Annotated in this window: 19 protein-coding genes; 13 read left to right on the top strand and 6 right to left on the bottom strand. The window is 41.9% G+C overall.

Going from position 1 to position 19,155, the window contains the following annotated elements:
- Positions 1–23 precede the first annotated feature (23 nt).
- Together LZG71_RS11135 and LZG71_RS11130 are read left to right on the top strand one after the other, a co-directional pair.
- The gene (locus LZG71_RS11135; RefSeq protein WP_233820385.1) at positions 24–440 is read left to right on the top strand and encodes a DUF6157 family protein; all 417 of its coding nucleotides are present in this window, start codon (positions 24–26) and stop codon (positions 438–440) included.
- A 130-nt stretch (positions 441–570) separates the two neighbouring features.
- Complete coding sequence (locus LZG71_RS11130; RefSeq protein WP_233820383.1) at positions 571–1,029, top strand: glycine zipper family protein; 459 nt, start codon at positions 571–573, stop codon at positions 1,027–1,029.
- 127 nt (positions 1,030–1,156) lie between these two features.
- On the opposite strand, the gene LZG71_RS11125 is transcribed toward LZG71_RS11130, so the two are convergent.
- Positions 1,157–2,107 (bottom strand): DUF4886 domain-containing protein, encoded by a 951-nt coding sequence (locus LZG71_RS11125; RefSeq protein ID WP_233820381.1) that lies wholly within the window; start codon positions 2,105–2,107, stop codon positions 1,157–1,159.
- A gap of 202 nt (positions 2,108–2,309) precedes the next feature.
- Here LZG71_RS11125 and LZG71_RS11120 point away from each other — a divergent pair, with 202 nt between their 5' ends.
- From LZG71_RS11120 to LZG71_RS11110, 3 genes are all read left to right on the top strand, one after another.
- Positions 2,310–3,008, top strand: coding sequence for an aspartate/glutamate racemase family protein (locus tag LZG71_RS11120; protein WP_233820380.1), 699 nt, complete (start codon positions 2,310–2,312; stop codon positions 3,006–3,008).
- Positions 3,009–3,027: 19 nt separating this feature from the next.
- Positions 3,028–3,486: a GNAT family N-acetyltransferase gene (locus LZG71_RS11115; protein WP_233820378.1), complete on the top strand. Its 459-nt coding sequence runs from the start codon at positions 3,028–3,030 to the stop codon at positions 3,484–3,486.
- A 117-nt stretch (positions 3,487–3,603) separates the two neighbouring features.
- A complete protein-coding gene (locus tag LZG71_RS11110) occupies positions 3,604–5,133 on the top strand; it encodes an MFS transporter (protein WP_233820376.1) in 1,530 nt (509 codons plus the stop codon).
- Positions 5,134–5,271: 138 nt separating this feature from the next.
- Here LZG71_RS11110 and LZG71_RS11105 read toward each other — a convergent pair whose 3' ends face one another.
- The 3 genes from LZG71_RS11105 to bshA all read right to left on the bottom strand — a co-directional run bounded on the left by LZG71_RS11105 (position 5,272) and on the right by bshA (position 8,172).
- Positions 5,272–5,514, bottom strand: a complete 243-nt coding sequence (locus LZG71_RS11105; protein WP_233820375.1) for a DUF4834 family protein — start codon at positions 5,512–5,514, stop codon at positions 5,272–5,274.
- A 149-nt stretch (positions 5,515–5,663) separates the two neighbouring features.
- A complete protein-coding gene (locus tag LZG71_RS11100) occupies positions 5,664–6,986 on the bottom strand; it encodes an NAD(P)/FAD-dependent oxidoreductase (RefSeq protein WP_233820373.1) in 1,323 nt (440 codons plus the stop codon).
- 49 nt (positions 6,987–7,035) lie between these two features.
- A complete protein-coding gene (gene bshA, locus LZG71_RS11095; RefSeq protein ID WP_233820509.1) occupies positions 7,036–8,172 on the bottom strand; it encodes an N-acetyl-alpha-D-glucosaminyl L-malate synthase BshA in 1,137 nt (378 codons plus the stop codon).
- Between the two features lie 193 nt (positions 8,173–8,365).
- Here bshA and LZG71_RS11090 point away from each other — a divergent pair, with 193 nt between their 5' ends.
- From LZG71_RS11090 to LZG71_RS11055, 8 genes are all read left to right on the top strand, one after another.
- Positions 8,366–9,247 (top strand): geranylgeranylglycerol-phosphate geranylgeranyltransferase, encoded by an 882-nt coding sequence (locus LZG71_RS11090; protein ID WP_233820372.1) that lies wholly within the window; start codon positions 8,366–8,368, stop codon positions 9,245–9,247.
- Positions 9,248–9,339: 92 nt separating this feature from the next.
- Complete coding sequence (locus LZG71_RS11085) at positions 9,340–10,035, top strand: hypothetical protein (RefSeq protein ID WP_233820368.1); 696 nt, start codon at positions 9,340–9,342, stop codon at positions 10,033–10,035.
- A 118-nt stretch (positions 10,036–10,153) separates the two neighbouring features.
- Positions 10,154–10,732: a phosphoribosylglycinamide formyltransferase gene (locus LZG71_RS11080; protein ID WP_233820367.1), complete on the top strand. Its 579-nt coding sequence runs from the start codon at positions 10,154–10,156 to the stop codon at positions 10,730–10,732.
- 5 nt (positions 10,733–10,737) lie between these two features.
- Positions 10,738–11,655 carry an EamA family transporter gene (locus LZG71_RS11075; RefSeq protein WP_233820365.1) on the top strand — a complete coding sequence of 306 codons (918 nt, stop codon included), beginning with the start codon at positions 10,738–10,740 and terminating at the stop codon, positions 11,653–11,655.
- A gap of 55 nt (positions 11,656–11,710) precedes the next feature.
- Positions 11,711–12,787 carry a hypothetical protein gene (locus tag LZG71_RS11070; RefSeq protein WP_233820363.1) on the top strand — a complete coding sequence of 359 codons (1,077 nt, stop codon included), beginning with the start codon at positions 11,711–11,713 and terminating at the stop codon, positions 12,785–12,787.
- A 41-nt stretch (positions 12,788–12,828) separates the two neighbouring features.
- Positions 12,829–14,166, top strand: a complete 1,338-nt coding sequence (locus tag LZG71_RS11065) for an APC family permease (RefSeq protein WP_233820361.1) — start codon at positions 12,829–12,831, stop codon at positions 14,164–14,166.
- A gap of 187 nt (positions 14,167–14,353) precedes the next feature.
- The gene (locus LZG71_RS11060) at positions 14,354–15,004 is read left to right on the top strand and encodes a porin family protein (RefSeq protein ID WP_233820360.1); all 651 of its coding nucleotides are present in this window, start codon (positions 14,354–14,356) and stop codon (positions 15,002–15,004) included.
- 144 nt (positions 15,005–15,148) lie between these two features.
- Positions 15,149–16,477, top strand: a complete 1,329-nt coding sequence (locus LZG71_RS11055) for a DEAD/DEAH box helicase (protein ID WP_233820508.1) — start codon at positions 15,149–15,151, stop codon at positions 16,475–16,477.
- A gap of 150 nt (positions 16,478–16,627) precedes the next feature.
- Here the strand turns inward: LZG71_RS11055 and LZG71_RS11050 are convergent, their stop codons facing one another.
- Positions 16,628–17,383 carry a LytTR family DNA-binding domain-containing protein gene (locus LZG71_RS11050; RefSeq protein ID WP_233820359.1) on the bottom strand — a complete coding sequence of 252 codons (756 nt, stop codon included), beginning with the start codon at positions 17,381–17,383 and terminating at the stop codon, positions 16,628–16,630.
- 42 nt (positions 17,384–17,425) lie between these two features.
- Complete coding sequence (locus LZG71_RS11045; RefSeq protein WP_233820358.1) at positions 17,426–19,036, bottom strand: sensor histidine kinase; 1,611 nt, start codon at positions 19,034–19,036, stop codon at positions 17,426–17,428.
- Positions 19,037–19,155: the final 119 nt, after the last annotated feature.

Genomic DNA, 19,155 nt, shown 5'->3' with positions numbered 1-19,155 from the left:
TTGGAAAGAAAAACGAGAAGGCAATGAAAACACATACAACCAACTACGAGAACACCTTCATAGAAGTTGCTAACGATAGCCCTGTAACAGAAGGGCAGGTTCCGCCGGTGAAAGGAGACAGCAAAACGGTGGCGAATATGCAGTTTGAGATGATCAGCAAGAATCCATATAAGTACACCTCTGACGATGTGCTGTTTCAGGTCTTTGCAGAACGAAAAGATCTTACTGAAAGGGAATTGGATGAAGCCAGAAAAGATTTTTTTAGCAAGGGACAAGCCTGCATGCGTGCTTCACCATTAACCAAAAGATATGGCTGGGGTGTCCACAACAACGAAGAAGGAAAAATTGCTATTTACCCCGTCGGATCAGACTCGTATGAGAAATACAGATTGGACAAAAATTTAAAAACTGTGAAGGCAATGAAATCAAGCCGACAATAGAATGATGCCTTCCGACGATGCTAAGGTATTATTTCAATGCTAAATCGTCAATTACAAAGACCTGAATCGTCCCCTCTCATCCTGTGGCATAGATTTAGCTCATAAATTGTAAACATCATAACCTACAATCATGAAAGTGTTATTTTCAATCACATGTGCAGTCTTACTTTTAACTGGCTGTAACAGTGAGTCCAACAAAGAATCACAAGCACTTAAATCCAAGCAGGCAACCATTGATTCCATGAAGGCCGTGCTTGCGAAACAAGTGGTAATTGACTCAATGAACGCCGTAATGGCACAAAAAGAGACAGAAATAGAAGCTCAAAATGAGGAAAAAGAAAGACAAAATGTAGCAACTAACAACAACGCAACACAGCAGGTTTCCTCCGCTGCACCAGCAAAGAAAAAGTGGAATCACACAGCTAAGGGCGCTGTTGTGGGTGCCGGAACAGGTGCTGTTACTGGTGCTATTATAAACAAAAATCGTGCGGAAGGTGCGATCATCGGTAGTCTTATCGGTGCGGGCGTAGGAGCAGGAACCGGCGCAGTAGTAGACGCTTCAAAAAAGAAGAAAAATAGGGGCAACTAGTTGCTAGACACACAAAATATAGTACACACATTTGAAATGAACGAGGGATTCCGCTGTAAAGCAGAATCCCTCGTTCTTTAAAAGCCTGTAAGTTTAAACGGTGTTGGTGTCGGTCTTCGTCATTCATTCATTTGCTGTTCCCGAGCTTAACGGCACCCTCAGCTATTTTTTTCAGAATGGCATCAAATTCCGGCGAAACCTGCTCAGGTCGGAATTTGAGATTAACTGGCGATTGTCTGAACAGAACGCCATACCAAACCAGTCCCCCCAAAAAACATCCCGCTTCATTGGCATGATTGGCATCAAATCCCAGTTTTTGGCTATTGTCATATTTATATCCTACGTGTAATGAATTCTTTTGATCCGGCAGGTTAGGATATTTTGCGTTTTCATAATCGAAGTTTGAGTCCGGTTTGAAAGCAGTTTCAGGGTCTGAGTTTATTTTCCAAAATGCATCACCGACGGGAAACAGCGTGATTCCAAGTTCTTTTGCAATCTGATGATAAGCTGCCCGCGATTTCTCCCACATATCTTTTGCATCAGCTGCAAACTTCTGATCGGCAACTTGCGTAAATTTTTTGGCATCTGTTCTATACGCCCAGGTTTGCTGCATGATAATTTTAGCATTGGGCTGAATGGATTTTACCAGATCATACAGCTTTTTTGCGTACGGCTGATAAGTCGTCACATCGCCGGAATTCATCGAATTCTGCTGTATTGTAACGACATCCCACTTTCCCTGTGACAATAATTCCCTTAATGATTTACCATTATAGGCTTTCCCTTTTTTGTCCTCAGGATCCTTTTCAGCAGCCTCGGCAATTTCCCAATGACGTTGTAAGGAGCAGCCACCCAGCTCCGCTCTCCCGATTTTTAAACGATGTCCGCCCTTTTCGGCAAGCTTAGGCAAATAACGTGTAGCATTTTGAGAGAAACTGTTTCCAATTAAAAATAGTCTAAGGGAATCACCTGTTGTACTGTTTTCACGGGCGAAACAGTTTGTAATACTCAGTATACATGCAAGAAACATGATGGCTGTTTTTCCTGCAAAAGAGATACTTTTCGGATTTAATTTCACGTCAGCTTAAAGGTTTAGAAATTGTAAGATTTACTGAAAAACGAAAATCTGGTCGTTTTATACTATCTCCAAATTAAAATTCAAACGTGATGAAGTTCAAAAAACAGCGCTTTTATATCTAAATTGGAACACTTTCCGGTCGTTTCATCTACTGCAACCTGAACTTTAAACAAATTAAAAAATACAAAAAATAACGTATTCAATGAAAAAAATTGGACTGGTAGGTGGAATCAGCTGGACATCTACAATTGATTATTACCGACTTATCAATGAAGGTGTGAATAATCAATTCGGCGGAATCAATTTTGCGGAATGCATTATTTATTCTGTCAATTTTAATGATTTTGTCACAAACAATACGTCTGGAAACTGGGACGCAACCTATCAATTGCTGTATCAAGCCTGTATCAGTTTGGAAAAAAGCGGAGCAGAGGGCATTCTTTTATGTGCCAATACAGCCCATGCGGTTGCCGACCAGCTACAACAAAATATTGGTTTACCCATCATTCATATTGTGGATGCCTTAGCCGCAGAAATATCCAGGTCGGGACTAAACCAGATCGGGCTGCTTGGTACTAAGTTCACCATGGAGATGGACTTTTATAAAGACAGACTTGCGCAGTCCGGAATAAAAACATTAGTTCCGGCAAGGTCGGAAACCAGAGATTACATTCAGCAAACACTTAAAGAAGAACTCGGGAAAGGAATTATTAATCCGGAGACCAAACAAAGTTATTTATCCATTATCACCCAACTGGTAGAAGACGGAGCTCAGGGAATTGTATTGGGTTGCACAGAAATACCTATGCTGATCAGTTCAAATGATGTGGCGGGTCCGGTTTTCGACACCACTGCAATCCATGCTGCATCGGCGGTTGATTTTATGCTGGCCAACTATTAATTGATTAAAACCTACTGAAATGCTGATACGAAAACATCGGGAAGGCGACAGAACTGCGATCATTGATTTACTGCGCCTCAATACACCTGCCTATTTTTCACCCAATGAGGAAAAGGATTTAGAATATTATCTTGACTGCCACGCCGGCAATTATTTTGTCGCGGAAGAAAATGACACTTTACTCGGTTGCGCAGGGTTCAATATTTCGACCGACCAAAAGACCGCTGCGCTATCCTGGGATATTGTTCACCCCGATGCACATGGAAAAGGAGTGGGAACCGCGCTCACATTTTTCCGGATAGCTCAAATCAAGAAGATCGAACCTGTTGAAATCATTTCAGTAAGAACTTCACAGCTTGTTTATAAATTCTATCAGAAATTTAACCTCCAACTGCGTGAAGTTGTGAAGGATTATTGGGACGAAGGATTTGATCTTTATCGGCTGGATTCGGACAAAAATCTGGTTCCGGATCGTTAAAATCCCGGAACAGCGCTCATTCGATTATTATCAAATAAACTTCTAAAAGTTAAATTTACACACCAAAACCATCATATTTGTGAATTGATAAGAAATTGACAAACACGAAGATTTACGATGGCATCAACATCCCCTCCCGCATCAACTCTTTCGGACAAAAAACCGAATCTTTCATTCTGGGATATATGGAATATGAGTTTTGGTTTTCTGGGAATACAATTTGGCTTTGCGCTACAAAATGCCAACGTAAGCCGCATTTTTGAAACATTGGGAGCCAATGTCGATGACATTCCCATCTTGTGGGTTGCTGCACCGCTTACCGGCCTGATCATCCAGCCAATTATTGGTTATTTCAGCGACAGAACCTGGACCAGACTCGGGCGAAGAAGACCTTACTTTCTGGCCGGAGCCATTGTAGCATCTTTGTCTCTACTTATCATGCCCAACTCTCCATCGCTGTGGTTTGCGGCAGGAATGTTGTGGATGCTGGATGCTTCTATCAATGTGACTATGGAACCCTTCCGTGCATTTGTGGGAGATAATCTACCTTCAAGGCAACGCACATCGGGTTTTGCCATGCAAAGCTTTTTTATAGGAATTGGAGCGATTGTGGCCTCATCCCTGCCCTACATCTTTACCAACTGGTTTGATATTTCCAATCAGGCTGCACCGGGACTTGTTCCGGATGCTGTTAAGTGGTCTTTTTACCTGGGCGGTTTTGTATTTCTAATCGCCGTGATATGGACTGTTGCGAAATCAAAAGAGTATTCGCCTGAGCAACTCAAAGCATTTTCGAATGCCCATGATGATAGCGGGATAGAAGTTCACAACGTTTCCGAAACAGATAGACAAAAAATGATTCGTCAGGGAGTAATCCTCTCAGTGGTCGGTCTGGTTCTTTCTGGCTGGTTCGTAGCCCAGGACTTAAACAAAGAATTATATATTTTTTCAGTCGGTGTGTTGATAGCAGGCGTATTGTTTATCGGCGCTGGTATTGCTGCTAAAAGCGGGACTTCTCCATACGTAACAATCATGAGCGATCTTCAAAATATGCCCGTTACCATGAAACAATTGGCTGTTGTGCAGTTCTTTTCCTGGTTTGCGCTCTTCTCAATGTGGATTTATATGACTTCTGCTGTAACAAGCCATCTGTATGGAACATCTGACACCACAAGTAAACTCTACAATGACGGCGCAGATTGGGTGGGTCTGTGTATGGGTGTTTACAATGGAATTTCGGCGCTGGTCGCTTTTTTAATCCCGGTAGTTGCAAGAAAAACAAACCGCAGATTTACACACATGATATGCCTCATTGCGGGTGGAATTGCATTGTTGTCGGTTTACATACTGCCCGATGCCAAATATTTGATGTTGTCCATGGTTGGGGTCGGAATTGCCTGGGCGTCTATTCTGTCTGTTCCCTACGCCATGCTTGCAGGTTCATTGCCGGCGGAGAAAATGGGGTATTTTATGGGGCTGTTCAATTTCTTTATTGTCATACCCCAAATCGTAGCAGCAGCACTTCTTGGTTTTCTCATTAAGTCATTTTTTGCAGGGGAATCCATCTACGCACTTCTCATTGGCGGTGTTGCCATGATCATCGCCGGATTACTATCACTCAGAGTACACGATGTGGACGACGAGTAGTGTCCTTATTTTTCATCTGACACCAAAAACAAAAAACCGGGAATCCAAAGAAACCCGGTTTTCTGTTTTTTGAAGTCAGACCCTAACTTCCTCTAACTACTTAACTTCTCAAATTCTACTTCTTGATTCCTTAAAGCCTTACTTCACCTCTTCATAATCGACGTACTCTCCGCCTTTAAATCTCGACTGGTTAATATCCGGAGGAACGTTATCAACACGGACGCCTGTTTGGCGTGCACGTTGCTGCTGAGCTTTGTATTGTCTTTCTTGCTCCTTCACAAGCTTACGACCTACGAGTAAATGAAATATGAATCTCCTGAAAAAAGGCACGAATGCGATCAGGAGCAAAAATATGATCAGAATATTGAATATTATCTTCATCTTTCAACGGTTTATTACTGCTTTTAATAACGTAAACCTCGCACTAATTAGCACACGAATATATAGAAAACCTGTTGAAAGACCCAATTTAAAGTTGAACGGCACGAATCAGGTTTGTATGAAACACATTCCTGTAAGCTTTATACACATCACTGCACAACTTCAGTGTTTTTTTCTTCCTTGTCTGCTATCGTTGCAACGGTCTTAGGTCTCAAAATAAGACGCAACGACTGATCATAGGTAATGTAACTCCACACCCAGTTAATCAACGTAAGTACCCGGTTTTTAACTCCAACAATGGACATTAAATGAACAAACATCCAGGTAAGCCACGCAAAAAATCCCTGAAATTTCCAGAAAGGGAGATCCACCACGGCACGGTTTCTACCGACAGTCGCCATGGAGCCCAGATCTTTGTAAGCAAATGGAATGGCTTTTTTACCATCCATCACCCTCCATACATTGCGTGCAAGTGCTTTGCCCTGCTGCATGGCTGGCTGTGCAAGTTGCGGATGCCCGTTCTCCCATTTGCCTTCGCTCATGGTGGCTACATCGCCCAAAGCGAATACATTGTCGTATCCCTCAACACGGTTATACTGGTCCACTTTTATACGTCCGCCTCTGACAATGACCTCAGGATTTAATCCATTGAGCGGATTGGCTTTAATACCAGCAGCCCATACAAGATTATCAGCTCGGAGTTTTAATCCCTGTTTGGTCGTAACATATTTTCCGTCAAATCCTGTAACGACCTGACCGGTATGCACGATAACGCCCATTTCTTCGAGATACTTTTTGGACTTCGTTGCAGATTCCGCCGACATAGCGCCCAGAACCTTGTCTGAACCTTCCAGCAAGTGGATTTGCATACCTGAAAAATCAAGTTCAGGATAATCTTTTGGCAGGATGAATGAACGCATTTCAGCCAGCGTACCCGACAATTCCACGCCGGTTGGTCCTCCTCCAACAACCACCACACTCATGAGCCCCTCCCGCTGATCATCGGAATCGACGGATAAGGCATCTTCAAAATTCTGCAAAATACGATTTCTCAAAGCAAGCGCCTCCGAAACCGTTTTCATTGGTATGGCGCGCTCCTCAATTTCTTTCATTCCGAAATAATTGGTACTTGCACCAGTGGCGATCACTAAATAATCGTAGGTAATTTCTCCCAGATCCGTATCAACAGACTTGCGATCAGGATTCACACCATGAACTTCTGTGATACGAATATGTACATTCTTTTTTGACTGAAAAACCTTGCGCAGCGGAAACGATATCGAACTTGGTTCGAGACCAGCCATGGCTACCTGATAAAATAGCGGCTGAAACTGATGATAATTATTACGATCTATCAAAACGACCTGTAAATCGTCCCGTTTGGCTATTTCGCGGGCCAGTGCCAAACCACCAAAACCTGCGCCAACAATTACCACCCTTTTAAAATTTGTATCTGGAATATTCGGTAGCATATCTCATTAAATTATTGAACGAGAACTGATAAAAATACCGTACCCGGCACTAAATCACAGCCTTGGAGTTTTCCAGAACACGTTCGTAGTAAGCTTCATAATGCGGTAAAATCTTTGCAAGTTCAAATTCTTTCGCACGGGCAAGCGCGTTTGCTTTAAATGTTGGCAAATTATCATCCTGAAGAACAAAGGCTGCATTTTTAACCATGTCATCCACATCTCCTACATCACTCAAAAATCCGGTTACTCCCTGGACATTAAGCTCAGGTAACCCACCAGCATTTGAAGTAATGCAAGGCACCTCGCAAGCCATGGCTTCAAGTGCCGCCAATCCAAAACTTTCCGATTCCGACGGCATCAGGAAAAGATCTGCCACAGAAAGCACTTCCTCAATGGCATCCAGTTTACCCAGGAACCGAACATCTGCAAGCATTCCAAGATCCTTACACATCCTTTCTATCAACACACGATCGGGACCATCGCCTACAAGCAGTAGTTTACTTGGAAGCAGTTTGCGGAGTTTGCTAAAAATCATGATCACATCCTCAATGCGTTTTACCTTACGGAAATTGGAAGTGTGCACCACCAGCTTTTCATCATTAGGACAAATGGCCAGTTTAAAATGGTCCTTTTTCTGACGGTTGAACCGGCTCAGATCAATGAAGTTCGGAATAACCTCAATATCTTTTGTAATATTAAAATGCTTGTAGGTATCACTTTTCAGTGATTCAGAAACTGCGGTAACACCATCCGACTGATTGATACTAAACGTAACCACCGGTTCATAAGACGGATCTTTACCAACAAGCGTGATGTCGGTTCCGTGAAGCGTAGTAATCACCGGAATGTGAATACCCTGCTGCGCCAATATTTGTTTGGCTAAATATGCAGAGGAGGCATGTGGAATGGCATAATGAACATGAAGCAAATCAAGCTTCGCACTTTCAACAACCTGAACCATATGACTCGACAACGCCGATTCGTAAGGCGGATGCTGAAACAGCGGATAGGTAGGTATATTTACTTCGTGATAGTAAAGATTTTCGTTGAAAAAATCCAGCCTCTGTGGCTGTGCATATGTAATAAAATGAACCTGATGACCTACTTTAGCGAGCGCTTTACCGAGTTCGGTAGCCACCACTCCGCTGCCGCCAAAAGTAGGATAACATACAATACCAATTTTCATAATTCTCATTCTAATCGTGGTGAAATGTTTGAAAAAGATCGGTTGGTGCCGAAACTTTTCACTGATGACATTCGATTAACACAAAATGGATTCATTTTATCTCAAACATTGGGAGAAAGATGTGAATTATTGTCAATACTGCGGTAAAATGAATAATTTTAATGTCTCAATCTAATTCTTCTATCTAATTGCAATGAATGTGTCTGCACGCCCAAAAATAACCATCCGGGATTATGTCGCAGGAAGTGTCCGTCTGGTTCGCATGACCAATCTGGTCATTGTGGCTTTAACACAGTATTTTACACGCATTCTTTTAATTGGACCCAGACAGGACTGGAAGCAGATCATTGCCGATCCGGATATGTTTTTTCTTTCCCTTTCCACTGTTTGTATTGCGGCGGCAGGTTACATCATCAACGATTATTTCGACATCAAGATCGATATCGTCAATAAACCTGAACGGGTTGTGGTCGGGCGATACCTCAAAAGGCGCTGGGCAATGGGTGCACATCAGGTACTAAACGTTGTCGGAGCCTTACTCGGACTGCTGGTAAGCCCGTGGGTTTTTCTGGTAAATGTGTTTTCCATCACCTTGTTGTGGTTTTATTCTGAAAGGTTTAAGCGAAAAGCCTTTATAGGAAATTTCATTGTATCACTACTCACTGGTTTTTCGCTTTTAATTCTAACAGTCCACTTTCCCGAAAACCGCCACCTGGTCTTCATTTATGCGGTTTTCTCCTTCTTCATTTCTCTCATCAGAGAAGTTGTGAAAGATATGGAGGATATTAAGGGCGATGCAGCACACGGCTGTCGTACATTGCCGATCGTATGGGGTATAAGGCAAACTAAAACTTTTCTTTATGCCGTGATTTCGATTTTTGTACTGACGCTGTTTCTTATGGCGAAGGTGCTCAATAATCCGGTCCTGATTTGGCTGTTTCTATTGCTTCTGATTCCAATCGGCTATCTGGTTTTCAAACTAGCCAAATCCGATACCAGAAGAGAATTTAAGGAAATCAGCACATTGTGTAAAATCATTATGCTCTTTGGTTTACTAACGATGCTTTGGGCATAAAATCTGCCGTTAAATCAAATCACATTCGTCCCGGCAAATCCCATTCTTTAAAGCTTCTATATTTACATTCAACTAATTTTAAACCTGCTAAAATGATACGAACTATACTTTCCGCCGTGCTCTTCACTATAGTGGCAATATGCACGGCACAAGCCCAGGATTGCATGGGTTTCAAACTCAAATCGGGCAACGGATTTGAAATGGACAGCTTCGACGGTAAAGGAAAACTTATCGGTAAGATGACATACAAAATATCCGATGTCAGTAATGAAGGCGGTTATGTGGTCTACACCATTGACTTCGAATCATTCAGCAGCAAAGGAAAATCTGAGTTAAAAAACACCTACAAAATGCGTTGCAAGGGCAACGTACTCACACTTGATACCAAATCTCTGGTGAGCCAGGAGCAGATGAAATCGCTGGAAAGCTTTCAGATGAAATTCACTTCGGATGACATTGAATATCCTGCAAAATTAACGGTAGGAGATAAACTCAAAGATGCATCTCTGAAAGGAGAAGGCTCGTCGGGACCACTGACGATGACGATGAATATGCTGATATTTAACAGAAAAGTGGAAAGCCAGGAAAAACTTACGATCCCGGCAGGAACTTTCGACGCTTACAAAGTAACCTCAGACATGACCATGGAGACTCAGATGGGTATGAAGATCAAGTTTGATATGCAGGCTGTCTCCTACCGTGCCGACGGCGTGTTGTGGGATTTAAAAACAGAAAGTTACAGAAAGGGTAAGTTGATGGGCACTACCGTTCTCTCAAAAATATACTGACAGTACACTTTCCTTTCCAAAATCACTCAATTGACGGCTTCTGATACCTTCGGAAGCCGTTCTTTTTTATAGCTTTGCCAAAAGCTGATCAACATTTTCCCAATCTATTCTTTATTAAATGAAACGAATTGCCATTTTCGCATCAGGTTCCGGTTCCAACGCAGAAAAAATCTGTGATTATTTTTTAGGAAGGACCGATGTGGAAGTTTCCCTCATACTGACCAATAATCCTGAGGCTGGCGTAATAAAGCGGTCAAGAAGGCTTCACATTCCCGTTGTTGTTTTTGATAGAAAAACCTTTTACGAGTCAGAACGCATTCTGCAATTGCTCCAAAATGATGGCATCGACTTTATTGTTCTGGCTGGATTTATGATGCTTATCCCTCAGTTTCTGGTGGACGGCTATCCTGATAAAATTGTTAACATTCACCCCGCCCTACTTCCAAAACATGGAGGAAAAGGCATGTACGGACATTTTGTACATGAAGCCGTAGTTACCGCAAAGGATACACAATCAGGAATTACAATTCATTTTGTGAATGAGCGATACGATGAAGGCAACATCATTTTCCAGGCAACCTGCGAAGTACTCCCTACTGATTCACCAGAAGATGTAGCCACCAAAGTACAGGTTTTGGAACATGTTCATTATCCGCGCGTAGTCGATGAAACAATTTTGAAAGCAGGAATAGAATAGTCGAAATGCTCAACTTCATACTTTCCGTACTTTTTACCGTTGCGCTATACCTGATCATGCGGGCTTATCCGCGTTACAAGGTCAATTCCTTTCATGCCATTGTATTCAATTATTACTCGTGCGTTGTAACAGGAATTTTTCTCACACCTGATCTCGGCGTTTTTCAAAACGTTCAGTGGGATTCCACAGGTACATTGCTCACGCTTTCACTCGGCAGCATGTTTGTCATCGCATTCATGTTCATCGGCCTCACAGCTCAGAAAGTGAGCGTTACGGCAGCTTCTCTTGCAGGAAATATGTCACTGGTGATCCCCGTTCTGTTCGGTTTATTTATATTTCAAAATAACAACAAGGAATTTACGGCTCTCAACTATACCGGACTTTTGCTGGCGCTCTTTGCCCTGGCGCTGGGAGCAGTTCAGATATCCGGTAAAAAAGATGTTCAGTCTGATGCGAAAAACCAGTCGGGAAATTATCTATTGTGGCTTCTTCCAATCCTGACTTTTTTTGGTAGCGGCACCAACAATACTTTGATCAATTATCTGTCGTCAACCTATTATCCTCCGGGACAAACCACGGTTTTCATGATCATCGCCTGCGTTGGCGCAGTACTTATTGGTTCAACCCTGCTACTCTATAAAATCCTCATTAACAAAGAGAAGCTTGAACTTCGGAGTGTAGCCGGCGGAATTATTTTAGGTGTACCCAATTTCCTTTCGCTGTATTTCCTGCTCAAAGCGCTTGCTGCATTTGGCAATAGTGCGGCTTATGTTTTTCCGGTATACAACATACTTACCATGCTCGTTTCCTCCTTTGCCGCCTGGGTAATTTATAAGGAGAAACTTAACATTTATAATAAAATAGGATTATTGCTGGCAGTAGCTGCAATTATACTGATCTCATATCAGGAATTGGGATTATAAACAAAATCTCAAAAACAAGCGTTACATCAAAACCCACAAGGTTTACAATATCCGAATGACAAATACAGCACCATTATTAAGAATTGGTCAGCCAAAATCTGATCTGAACAAAAGGCAGAAAGAATTTAATCTTTTGTCTGAAAAAATTGAACAACTCGACAATCTCATTCCCGAACTTGAAAATGCCAGGGACGAGATGATACGCCGGATTCCGACGGATCTCAATCCTTTGGTAATGGAATACCAGACATTCAGAGTTGAGTTGGTGCAGGTGATGGATCGCACCTACGAGGCTGATCTCTTCCGCAAAGCCTATCTGACCAAGCTCTCATACCTCATTTGCGAAAATGCTTTTGACCTGATTGCCAATTATGGCTTCGATGAACTCAAACCCGTTTATAATAAATACAGTGAGACCGACATTGAAACGGCATTACTTCTTGCAAATCAGAAAACTGAGAAGATAACGGATCCTGCGTTTTTACTGGAAGAGGAAATTCAGCCAGAAAAAGAATTCCCTGAGAATTTTCATGAGTTGCCGGAGGAAGACCAGCAGCGACTGAAAGAAGAACGCAGAGCAGAAAAAGTGCAGGCAAAAATACAACAGGCCAAACAGAATCTCGAAAAACAGAAGACGACGAAGTCTGTAAGAACCGTTTACATGGATTTGGTAAAAGCCTTCCATCCTGACCGTGAAACTGATGAAAATGAAAAGTTGAGGAAGACTGAAATCATGCAGCGCGTAACATTGGCATACCAGGAAAACAATCTGCTGGGACTTCTGAAATTACAAATTGAATTTGACCGGATCGATCAGGATCATTTGGAAAATCTGACAAAAAATCAGCTGAATTATTATAACAAGGTTTTGAAACAACAGGTTGAAGAACTGGAAATTCAGAAAGAAATGGTACAGAAGGAAATCTCTTCATTATGCGGAATCCCATTCCAACACGCCAATTCGTACACATCTTCCATTGTTAAATTCAATACCAATGTAAATGAAGCAAAAGCGGAGGTTAAGAATATCAAGCAAATACTTAAACAGTGGAAGATACCATCCGTGTTTAAAGCCTACCTAAAAACCTATCAGATCCCTAATGAACCAGATTTGGATGAGGACGAAGACTGATATTTCTTTATCTTGGACAACCAACTAACAACTGCTGACTGATGACCGAACCAGAAAACAATATTCGTCCCCAAATTGGTGTATTTGACTTGGGTATGATCGTAGTTAGTCTGGTCATTGGTATTGGTATATTCAGAACACCAGCCATTGTAGCCCGGCAAGCCGGTACTGAGCAGATATTCTTCTCTGCCTGGATTTTCGGTGGTATTGTCAGTTTGATTGGAGCGCTTGTCTTTGCAGAAATAGGATCAAGGCATCATTTTCCGGGTGGCGTCTATAAATTAATATCGACAGCTTTTCACCCTGTTTATTCTTTCATGATAAACTGGGTGATTGTGCTCACTTATGGTGCGGGAATGGCCGGCGTCGCACTCATCGGTTCGGAGTATCTCAATCCGCTCCTCCCCGCAGCGCTGCATAGCAAAATAGGAATACAAGGTACGGCGGTGATTACCTTACTATTTTTTTACACAGTAAACATGCTGGGGATAAAGTCAGGCTCACGTACACAAAATCTGCTGAGCACGCTCAAAATTGTAATGATGCTCATTTTGTGCACCGGTATTTTCTACGCACAGGCTCCCCCCGAGGCATCTATGCCCGTACCATCCACAAATTCAGATAATTGGTTCACCGCCTTCGGAGCGAGCCTTATAGCCGTATTCTACACCTTTGGGGGTTATCAGCAAACACTGAATTTTGGAGCCGATATTAAGAACCCTAAACAAAGTACTCCAAAAGGCATTTTGCTGGGTATTTTTCTGATCCTGGCATTATACTTATCGATCAATTATACATACTTCAAAGTCCTGGGTTTTGAAGGCTTGCAAAATTCTAAATTAATTGCCTCCGATACAGCAAGAGCGCTATTTGGGCCATGGGGAGAGGTCTTCTTTTCAGTCGCAATATTTTTATCAGTGTTAGGATTCATCAACGCCACGATGTTGTCCCTTCCCAGGGTTTATTACGCCATGGCCGACGACAGAATATTGCCATCCGCTTTTAAGAAAGTTAATTCTAAAACACAGGTTCAGGAATTTGCGCTTACTTTTCTGATTGTTACAACTTTACTGTCCTTATTAATGCTCGACACTTTTGAGCAGATTGTCAATTACGTCATGTCCGTCGATAGCATTGCCTTGGCCAGTTCAGCGGCAACAATATTTGTTTTCCGAAATAAGGCCGGCAAGGCAGACCTCCACACAGGGTTTAAAATGAAAGGATATCCATGGCTTCCAGCATTTTTTGTTTTATTCCTGCTCATTATCGCCATTAATGTGATCGTGACCGATCCATCTTCTGCGATTGTTGGCTGGGGGCTTTTCCTTGGCGGTGCACCGCTCTATTATATTCTGCAAAAAATTGGCAAACGAGCCTGATCATATTGGCGCTTTTTTCAAAAGTATGTGGATATAGTACCTCAGTTTTAAGCAGTATACAAATGGGCACAAATTGCAATGATCTTATATTTTACTGATTGACAACCTTTTGACCTAAACGTTAATTTATCCACTTATCTGGTACGCATATTGATACTTCTGTTAAGAATTATTTAACCAGAACTAAATGAAAAATTGCATTATTCTTTTATTATCAGCCTTAACGTTCTCAGTTTCGGCTATTGCTCAGGAGAACGTTTCCATCGGGCCTGTTGTAGGTGTATCCATTGCTAATTTCAGAGGAAACACCAGTGCGATCGGTGGAAATACTGATTGGAAACCAGGATTAACTGCCGGTGGGTTTTACAATTACAGTTCGAAAAGCGGATTCGGTTTTAGCGGACAGCTGTTATTTACGCAAATGGGCGCGCAGGTCTTTAACAAAACCAACGAAATTAACCTGAACTATATACAGGTACCACTTTTCGCTACATTCTTCTTCGGAAAGTATGGTGCGCCTGTAAGGCCGAAACTTTTTCTTGGTCCATCCCTGAATTTCCTTGTTGGAGCTAAGGATAAGGACGGAAACCGTCTTAATCCCGAATCAGGTCCAAGGATATACAATCCATTTGATCTAGGTCTGACTTTTGGAGCAGGTCTAAACATCAAGCTTCAGGAGAAGATTTGGCTTAATATTGATGCGCGCTATGGCCTTGGACTTTTGGATGTGTCTGCTGACAACAACAAAATGATGAATAGTAACTGGGGGATCAATGCAGGTATTAGTTTTCCTTTGGGCACGTATAACAAAAATACCGGACGCCTCCGTACACGCTAAACACACATTTTCACTACCATACACTATGCCCCACTGAGAATGCCGTTTCGATGGCATTCTCTTTTTGTAGATGGATCAAATGAACATAAAATTCTTTCGCAAGGAAGATTAAAGTAACTTTGCATTCTATTTATGAAGCAAGTTATGACGTTCGAAGAATTAAATCTTACCAAACCTCTTTTAAGTGCCCTCACTGATTTAGGTTATACAACTCCCACTACAATACAGGAAAAGGTGTTTTCTGTCATGATGTCTGGTAAGGACGTATGCGGAATTGCACAAACCGGTACAGGAAAAACCTTTGCATATCTGTTGCCCTCCTTGCGCCAGATTGTCTTTGCAAAGGATAGACTGCCACAGCTTTTGATTATCGTCCCAACCCGCGAACTTGTAGTGCAGGTGGTAGACGAGGTAAAAAAATTGAGTGCTTATATGACTCTCGAAACTGTGGGTTTATATGGAGGTGGGAATATAAAAGTGCAAAGGGCTGAGCTGAAACAAGGAGCCGATGTGGTAGTTGCCACGCCGGGTCGACTTGTTGATCTGGCCATGGATGGTTCATTGAAAACCAAGTCAATTAAAAAACTGGTAATCGACGAAGTGGACGAAATGTTGAATCTTGGCTTCCGTACCCAACTTAAAAACATACTGGACTTATTACCTCAAAAACGTCAGAACCTGCTTTTCTCCGCAACAATAACTCAGGAGGTGGAGCAACTCATGCAGACCTATTTCAACAGCCCTGTTCGGATAGAAGCTGCGCCCGTTGGAACCCCTTTGGACAATATTGAGCAGGTTGCTTACGAGGTGCCTAATTTTTATACAAAGGTCAATTTGCTGGATTTGCTTCTGGATGAAAATCCTGACATGAATAAGGTGTTGATTTTTGTTGCCACCAAAAAACTGGCTGATCAGCTATTCAATCAACTTGAACTTGGTTATTTGAACAGAATTGGAGTAATACACTCTAACAAAGAGCAGAATCACCGTTTTAATTCTGTAAAACAATTTCATGAAGGAACATACCGGATCCTGATCGCAACCGATATTATTGCTCGCGGTCTTGATGTCGCTGAAGTTTCACATGTGATCAATTTCGATATTCCTGAAATCCCTGAAAACTACATTCACAGAATCGGACGTACAGGTCGGGCAGATAAAAAAGGAAAGGCAATTTCGTTTATCACGGAGAAAGATCAGGAGTTGAAGGAAGCAATAGAAGATCTGATGCAGTATGAAATTCCAATGCAAACTTTGCCTGAGAATGTAAAAATTTCGGAGATTCTTACGCCTGACGAGGAGCCTAAAATAAACATGAAAAACATTGACGTTAAACTCCCGAAAAGAGAAAGCGTCGGTGCTGCCTTTCACCAGAAAATTCCAAAAAACCTGAAAGTAAACGTCCGCCGCGACCACGCAGCCGAAAAGATGCAGAAATACGGCCGACCAATTAAGCGATCAGGAAAAAAATAGAGAGTAATTTTTAATGGTTGGTTGTTAATGGTTAATTAAGGGGGCGACCTTTGGTTAACCATTAATTTTTATCGCCCTCCACAATAAAATTTAATTCTTAATTGTCGCCCGCTACTCCGGTTAATTTTTAACTTCTTAATTCTTAACTTCTTAATTCTTCCTATTCATCATATTCTCTTCCAGCATTTTAAAGAAACGTTCGCGGTAAGTTTCTCCCAGCGGGACATTTGTATTTTTACCCAAAAATATCTGATTGCCTTCTATGTATTCCACCCTGTTGAAGGCGATAATATAGGAACGGTGAACACGCATGAAATAGGTGTCTGACAAATATTCCTCGACTTCTTTCATGGTTGACAAAGTCACCAGTCGACCTGTTTCGGTAAAAATGCTGACGTAATTTCCCAGTCCTTCAATATAGAGAATATCCTGAAACCGGACTTTTACGATTTTGCTATCGACTTTTACAAAAACGTGATCGTTGACCACAGCTGGTACGGGTGCTGAAACCACAACCGGTTCGGAAATCACAGTTAAAGCAGGCTTCTGCTCCACCATATCCTGAACCTTCCGTACGGCATGTAAAAAGCGATCAAATGGAACTGGTTTCAAGAGGTAATCCACTACATCCAGGTTGTACCCATCCAGTGCATACTGGCTGTATGCAGTGGTTAAAATTACCTTCGATTTACCTCTCAACAATTTGATCCATTCCAGTCCTGATATTTCGGGCATGTGGATGTCCAGAAAAACAATATCAATTTGCTCTCTGTTAATTACATCCAGTGCGGCAATCGGATCGGTGTATGCACCGGCAAGCTCAAGAAACGGCGTTTTAGAAATGTAATTCGTCAATACATTGAGAGCAGCTTGCTCGTCGTCAACAATGAGGCAGCGTAAGGTCATGGTAGAGGTTGATCAGTAATTTAAATTATTTAGGTTTGGGATTTAAAGCACAACGGTCAATTCGGTAGCATAAAAATCCTCTTCGTCATTAATAATCAGGCTGTGCTTTTCAGGATAGCCCAAGGCCAGTCTTTTACGTATATTTTCTAAACCTATCCCGGTTGAATCTTCCTTCGGCCCATTCCTCTTCTTATTTTTCACAAAAAAAGTCAGCTTCTGCGAATCTACTTTAAGATGAATTTGAAGCGGATTTTCTGGTTGATGCAACTCCCCATACTTAAATGCATTTTCCACAAAAGTAATCAGCAACAAAGGCATAATCCGTCGGATTGCGACTTGTCCTTCTGTCTTAAAATCTATTTGTAACTGATTCGAAAACCGCAGCTGGTTAAATTCGATAAAGTTTTGAAGATGTTCCACTTCTCCTGCCAACGAAACCTTTGCCTCCTCACTATTTTCCTGCAAACCATAACGCATCATTTTGGATAACAACATGGTTGCCCGCGCCAGCTCGTCCGACAACGGAAGCGATTGTGAGTAAAGAAAATTAAGGCTGTTAAAGAGAAAATGCGGATTGATCTGATACTTCAATGATTGCAGTCGCGCATCTACAACTTCTTTTTCCATTACTTTTTGCTTCAATTGCTCCTGTTGCCTGGCCTCTGCAATCGCGGTCATTTGATTTCGGTATTGTGTTACACGACGATCATATCCATAAATAAAACTGGCTAGTAGAATGATCAGTTCTTTGAAAGCCGAACCGCTCAAAATCATCCCGATGGACTTGCCTGCCAAATAAGCAGCATTGTGTTTCTCGCCAACTTTAGTAACCTCCTGAATAACATTCTTGCCATCCAGGATCGGCGGCAAACCGAATCCTCTAGTAATGATCACGAACCAAATGGCTTTTATGATCAACAAAACGGCCCACCAGCACAATGTTGTAAGTAACGCCAGCAACACTTTATTGTCGGCAAGAAGATTAAAACTGGTTTTAAGATTGATATAAAAGAAAATTACCGATGGCACCAGCATTGCTAAAGTTGTCTGCCACGAAAGTGGTTTACCTGTAAAGAGTACCGGGGAAAGCGTGAAAAATATCCAGAAAATCCATCCAAAAGATACATACAAAAGGTGAACTCCAGAAGTACTTAACGACTGCAGTCTCCACCATTTTCTCAAACGCATTCTGAGATTCTTCTTCCTGTGCCAATGCACAAGAGCCCAGGAGATTCCAAAAAACATCAGAAATGTCATAAAACTCCCACCAATAAGCTCAGCAACACCTCCAACCTGAGCATTAGGATCCGCCTGTGCACCCAGCGATTTCCTGATACCATTATGTACTGTCAGTAACTCTTCATTCGAAATGGCAACACGACTAATCAAACATGTAAATCCTATGGACAACAAAGCACATGCTGTGATATAAACAGTGTTACGTATCCACGATTTACCAACTCTGCATGATGGATAAATGATATAGTAAACCGCTGCATACAACAAATAGGCATTCAAAATTGACAGCGGAAGCCCAAGGCTAAGCCACTTTGAAAAATAACCGGGATAGTCCCACGCCGACAATAGGGTGATAATTGTGAGTAATCCTAAGAAGAAAGCAGATTTGCCATATCGGCTGAAAAACTGTGCCATGTAAAGTTGTTTGGGGCGGTAATATGTTATAAAACTAATACGTGCCCGACCAACACAGTAAAATTTATGACGAACCTATCCTGCTGAATGACGAAGCTAAGGTACTAAACCAAATTTGC

The organism is Dyadobacter sp. CY312, assembly GCF_021390535.1.
Classification (GTDB): Bacteria; Bacteroidota; Bacteroidia; order Cytophagales; family Spirosomataceae; genus Dyadobacter.
Note: the sequence above shows the minus strand (reverse complement) of the source record. Positions and strands in the feature narration are given on the sequence as shown.

What these genes read in the sequence shown, in the direction of transcription:
- LZG71_RS11105 (WP_233820375.1), bottom strand. Translation starts at nt 5,514, where the DNA reads ATGAAGATAATATTCAATATTCTGATCATATTTTTGCTCCTGATCGCA.
- LZG71_RS11090 (WP_233820372.1), top strand. Translation starts at nt 8,366, where the DNA reads ATGAATGTGTCTGCACGCCCAAAAATAACCATCCGGGATTATGTCGCA.
- LZG71_RS11115 (WP_233820378.1), top strand. Translation starts at nt 3,028, where the DNA reads ATGCTGATACGAAAACATCGGGAAGGCGACAGAACTGCGATCATTGAT.
- LZG71_RS11135 (WP_233820385.1), top strand. Translation starts at nt 24, where the DNA reads ATGAAAACACATACAACCAACTACGAGAACACCTTCATAGAAGTTGCT.
- LZG71_RS11120 (WP_233820380.1), top strand. Translation starts at nt 2,310, where the DNA reads ATGAAAAAAATTGGACTGGTAGGTGGAATCAGCTGGACATCTACAATT.
- LZG71_RS11100 (WP_233820373.1), bottom strand. Translation starts at nt 6,986, where the DNA reads ATGCTACCGAATATTCCAGATACAAATTTTAAAAGGGTGGTAATTGTT.
- LZG71_RS11110 (WP_233820376.1), top strand. Translation starts at nt 3,604, where the DNA reads ATGGCATCAACATCCCCTCCCGCATCAACTCTTTCGGACAAAAAACCG.
- LZG71_RS11070 (WP_233820363.1), top strand. Translation starts at nt 11,711, where the DNA reads ATGACAAATACAGCACCATTATTAAGAATTGGTCAGCCAAAATCTGAT.
- LZG71_RS11085 (WP_233820368.1), top strand. Translation starts at nt 9,340, where the DNA reads ATGATACGAACTATACTTTCCGCCGTGCTCTTCACTATAGTGGCAATA.
- LZG71_RS11050 (WP_233820359.1), bottom strand. Translation starts at nt 17,383, where the DNA reads ATGACCTTACGCTGCCTCATTGTTGACGACGAGCAAGCTGCTCTCAAT.
- LZG71_RS11060 (WP_233820360.1), top strand. Translation starts at nt 14,354, where the DNA reads ATGAAAAATTGCATTATTCTTTTATTATCAGCCTTAACGTTCTCAGTT.
- bshA (WP_233820509.1), bottom strand. Translation starts at nt 8,172, where the DNA reads ATGAAAATTGGTATTGTATGTTATCCTACTTTTGGCGGCAGCGGAGTG.
- LZG71_RS11075 (WP_233820365.1), top strand. Translation starts at nt 10,738, where the DNA reads ATGCTCAACTTCATACTTTCCGTACTTTTTACCGTTGCGCTATACCTG.
- LZG71_RS11080 (WP_233820367.1), top strand. Translation starts at nt 10,154, where the DNA reads ATGAAACGAATTGCCATTTTCGCATCAGGTTCCGGTTCCAACGCAGAA.
- LZG71_RS11130 (WP_233820383.1), top strand. Translation starts at nt 571, where the DNA reads ATGAAAGTGTTATTTTCAATCACATGTGCAGTCTTACTTTTAACTGGC.
- LZG71_RS11045 (WP_233820358.1), bottom strand. Translation starts at nt 19,036, where the DNA reads ATGGCACAGTTTTTCAGCCGATATGGCAAATCTGCTTTCTTCTTAGGA.
- LZG71_RS11065 (WP_233820361.1), top strand. Translation starts at nt 12,829, where the DNA reads ATGACCGAACCAGAAAACAATATTCGTCCCCAAATTGGTGTATTTGAC.
- LZG71_RS11055 (WP_233820508.1), top strand. Translation starts at nt 15,149, where the DNA reads ATGACGTTCGAAGAATTAAATCTTACCAAACCTCTTTTAAGTGCCCTC.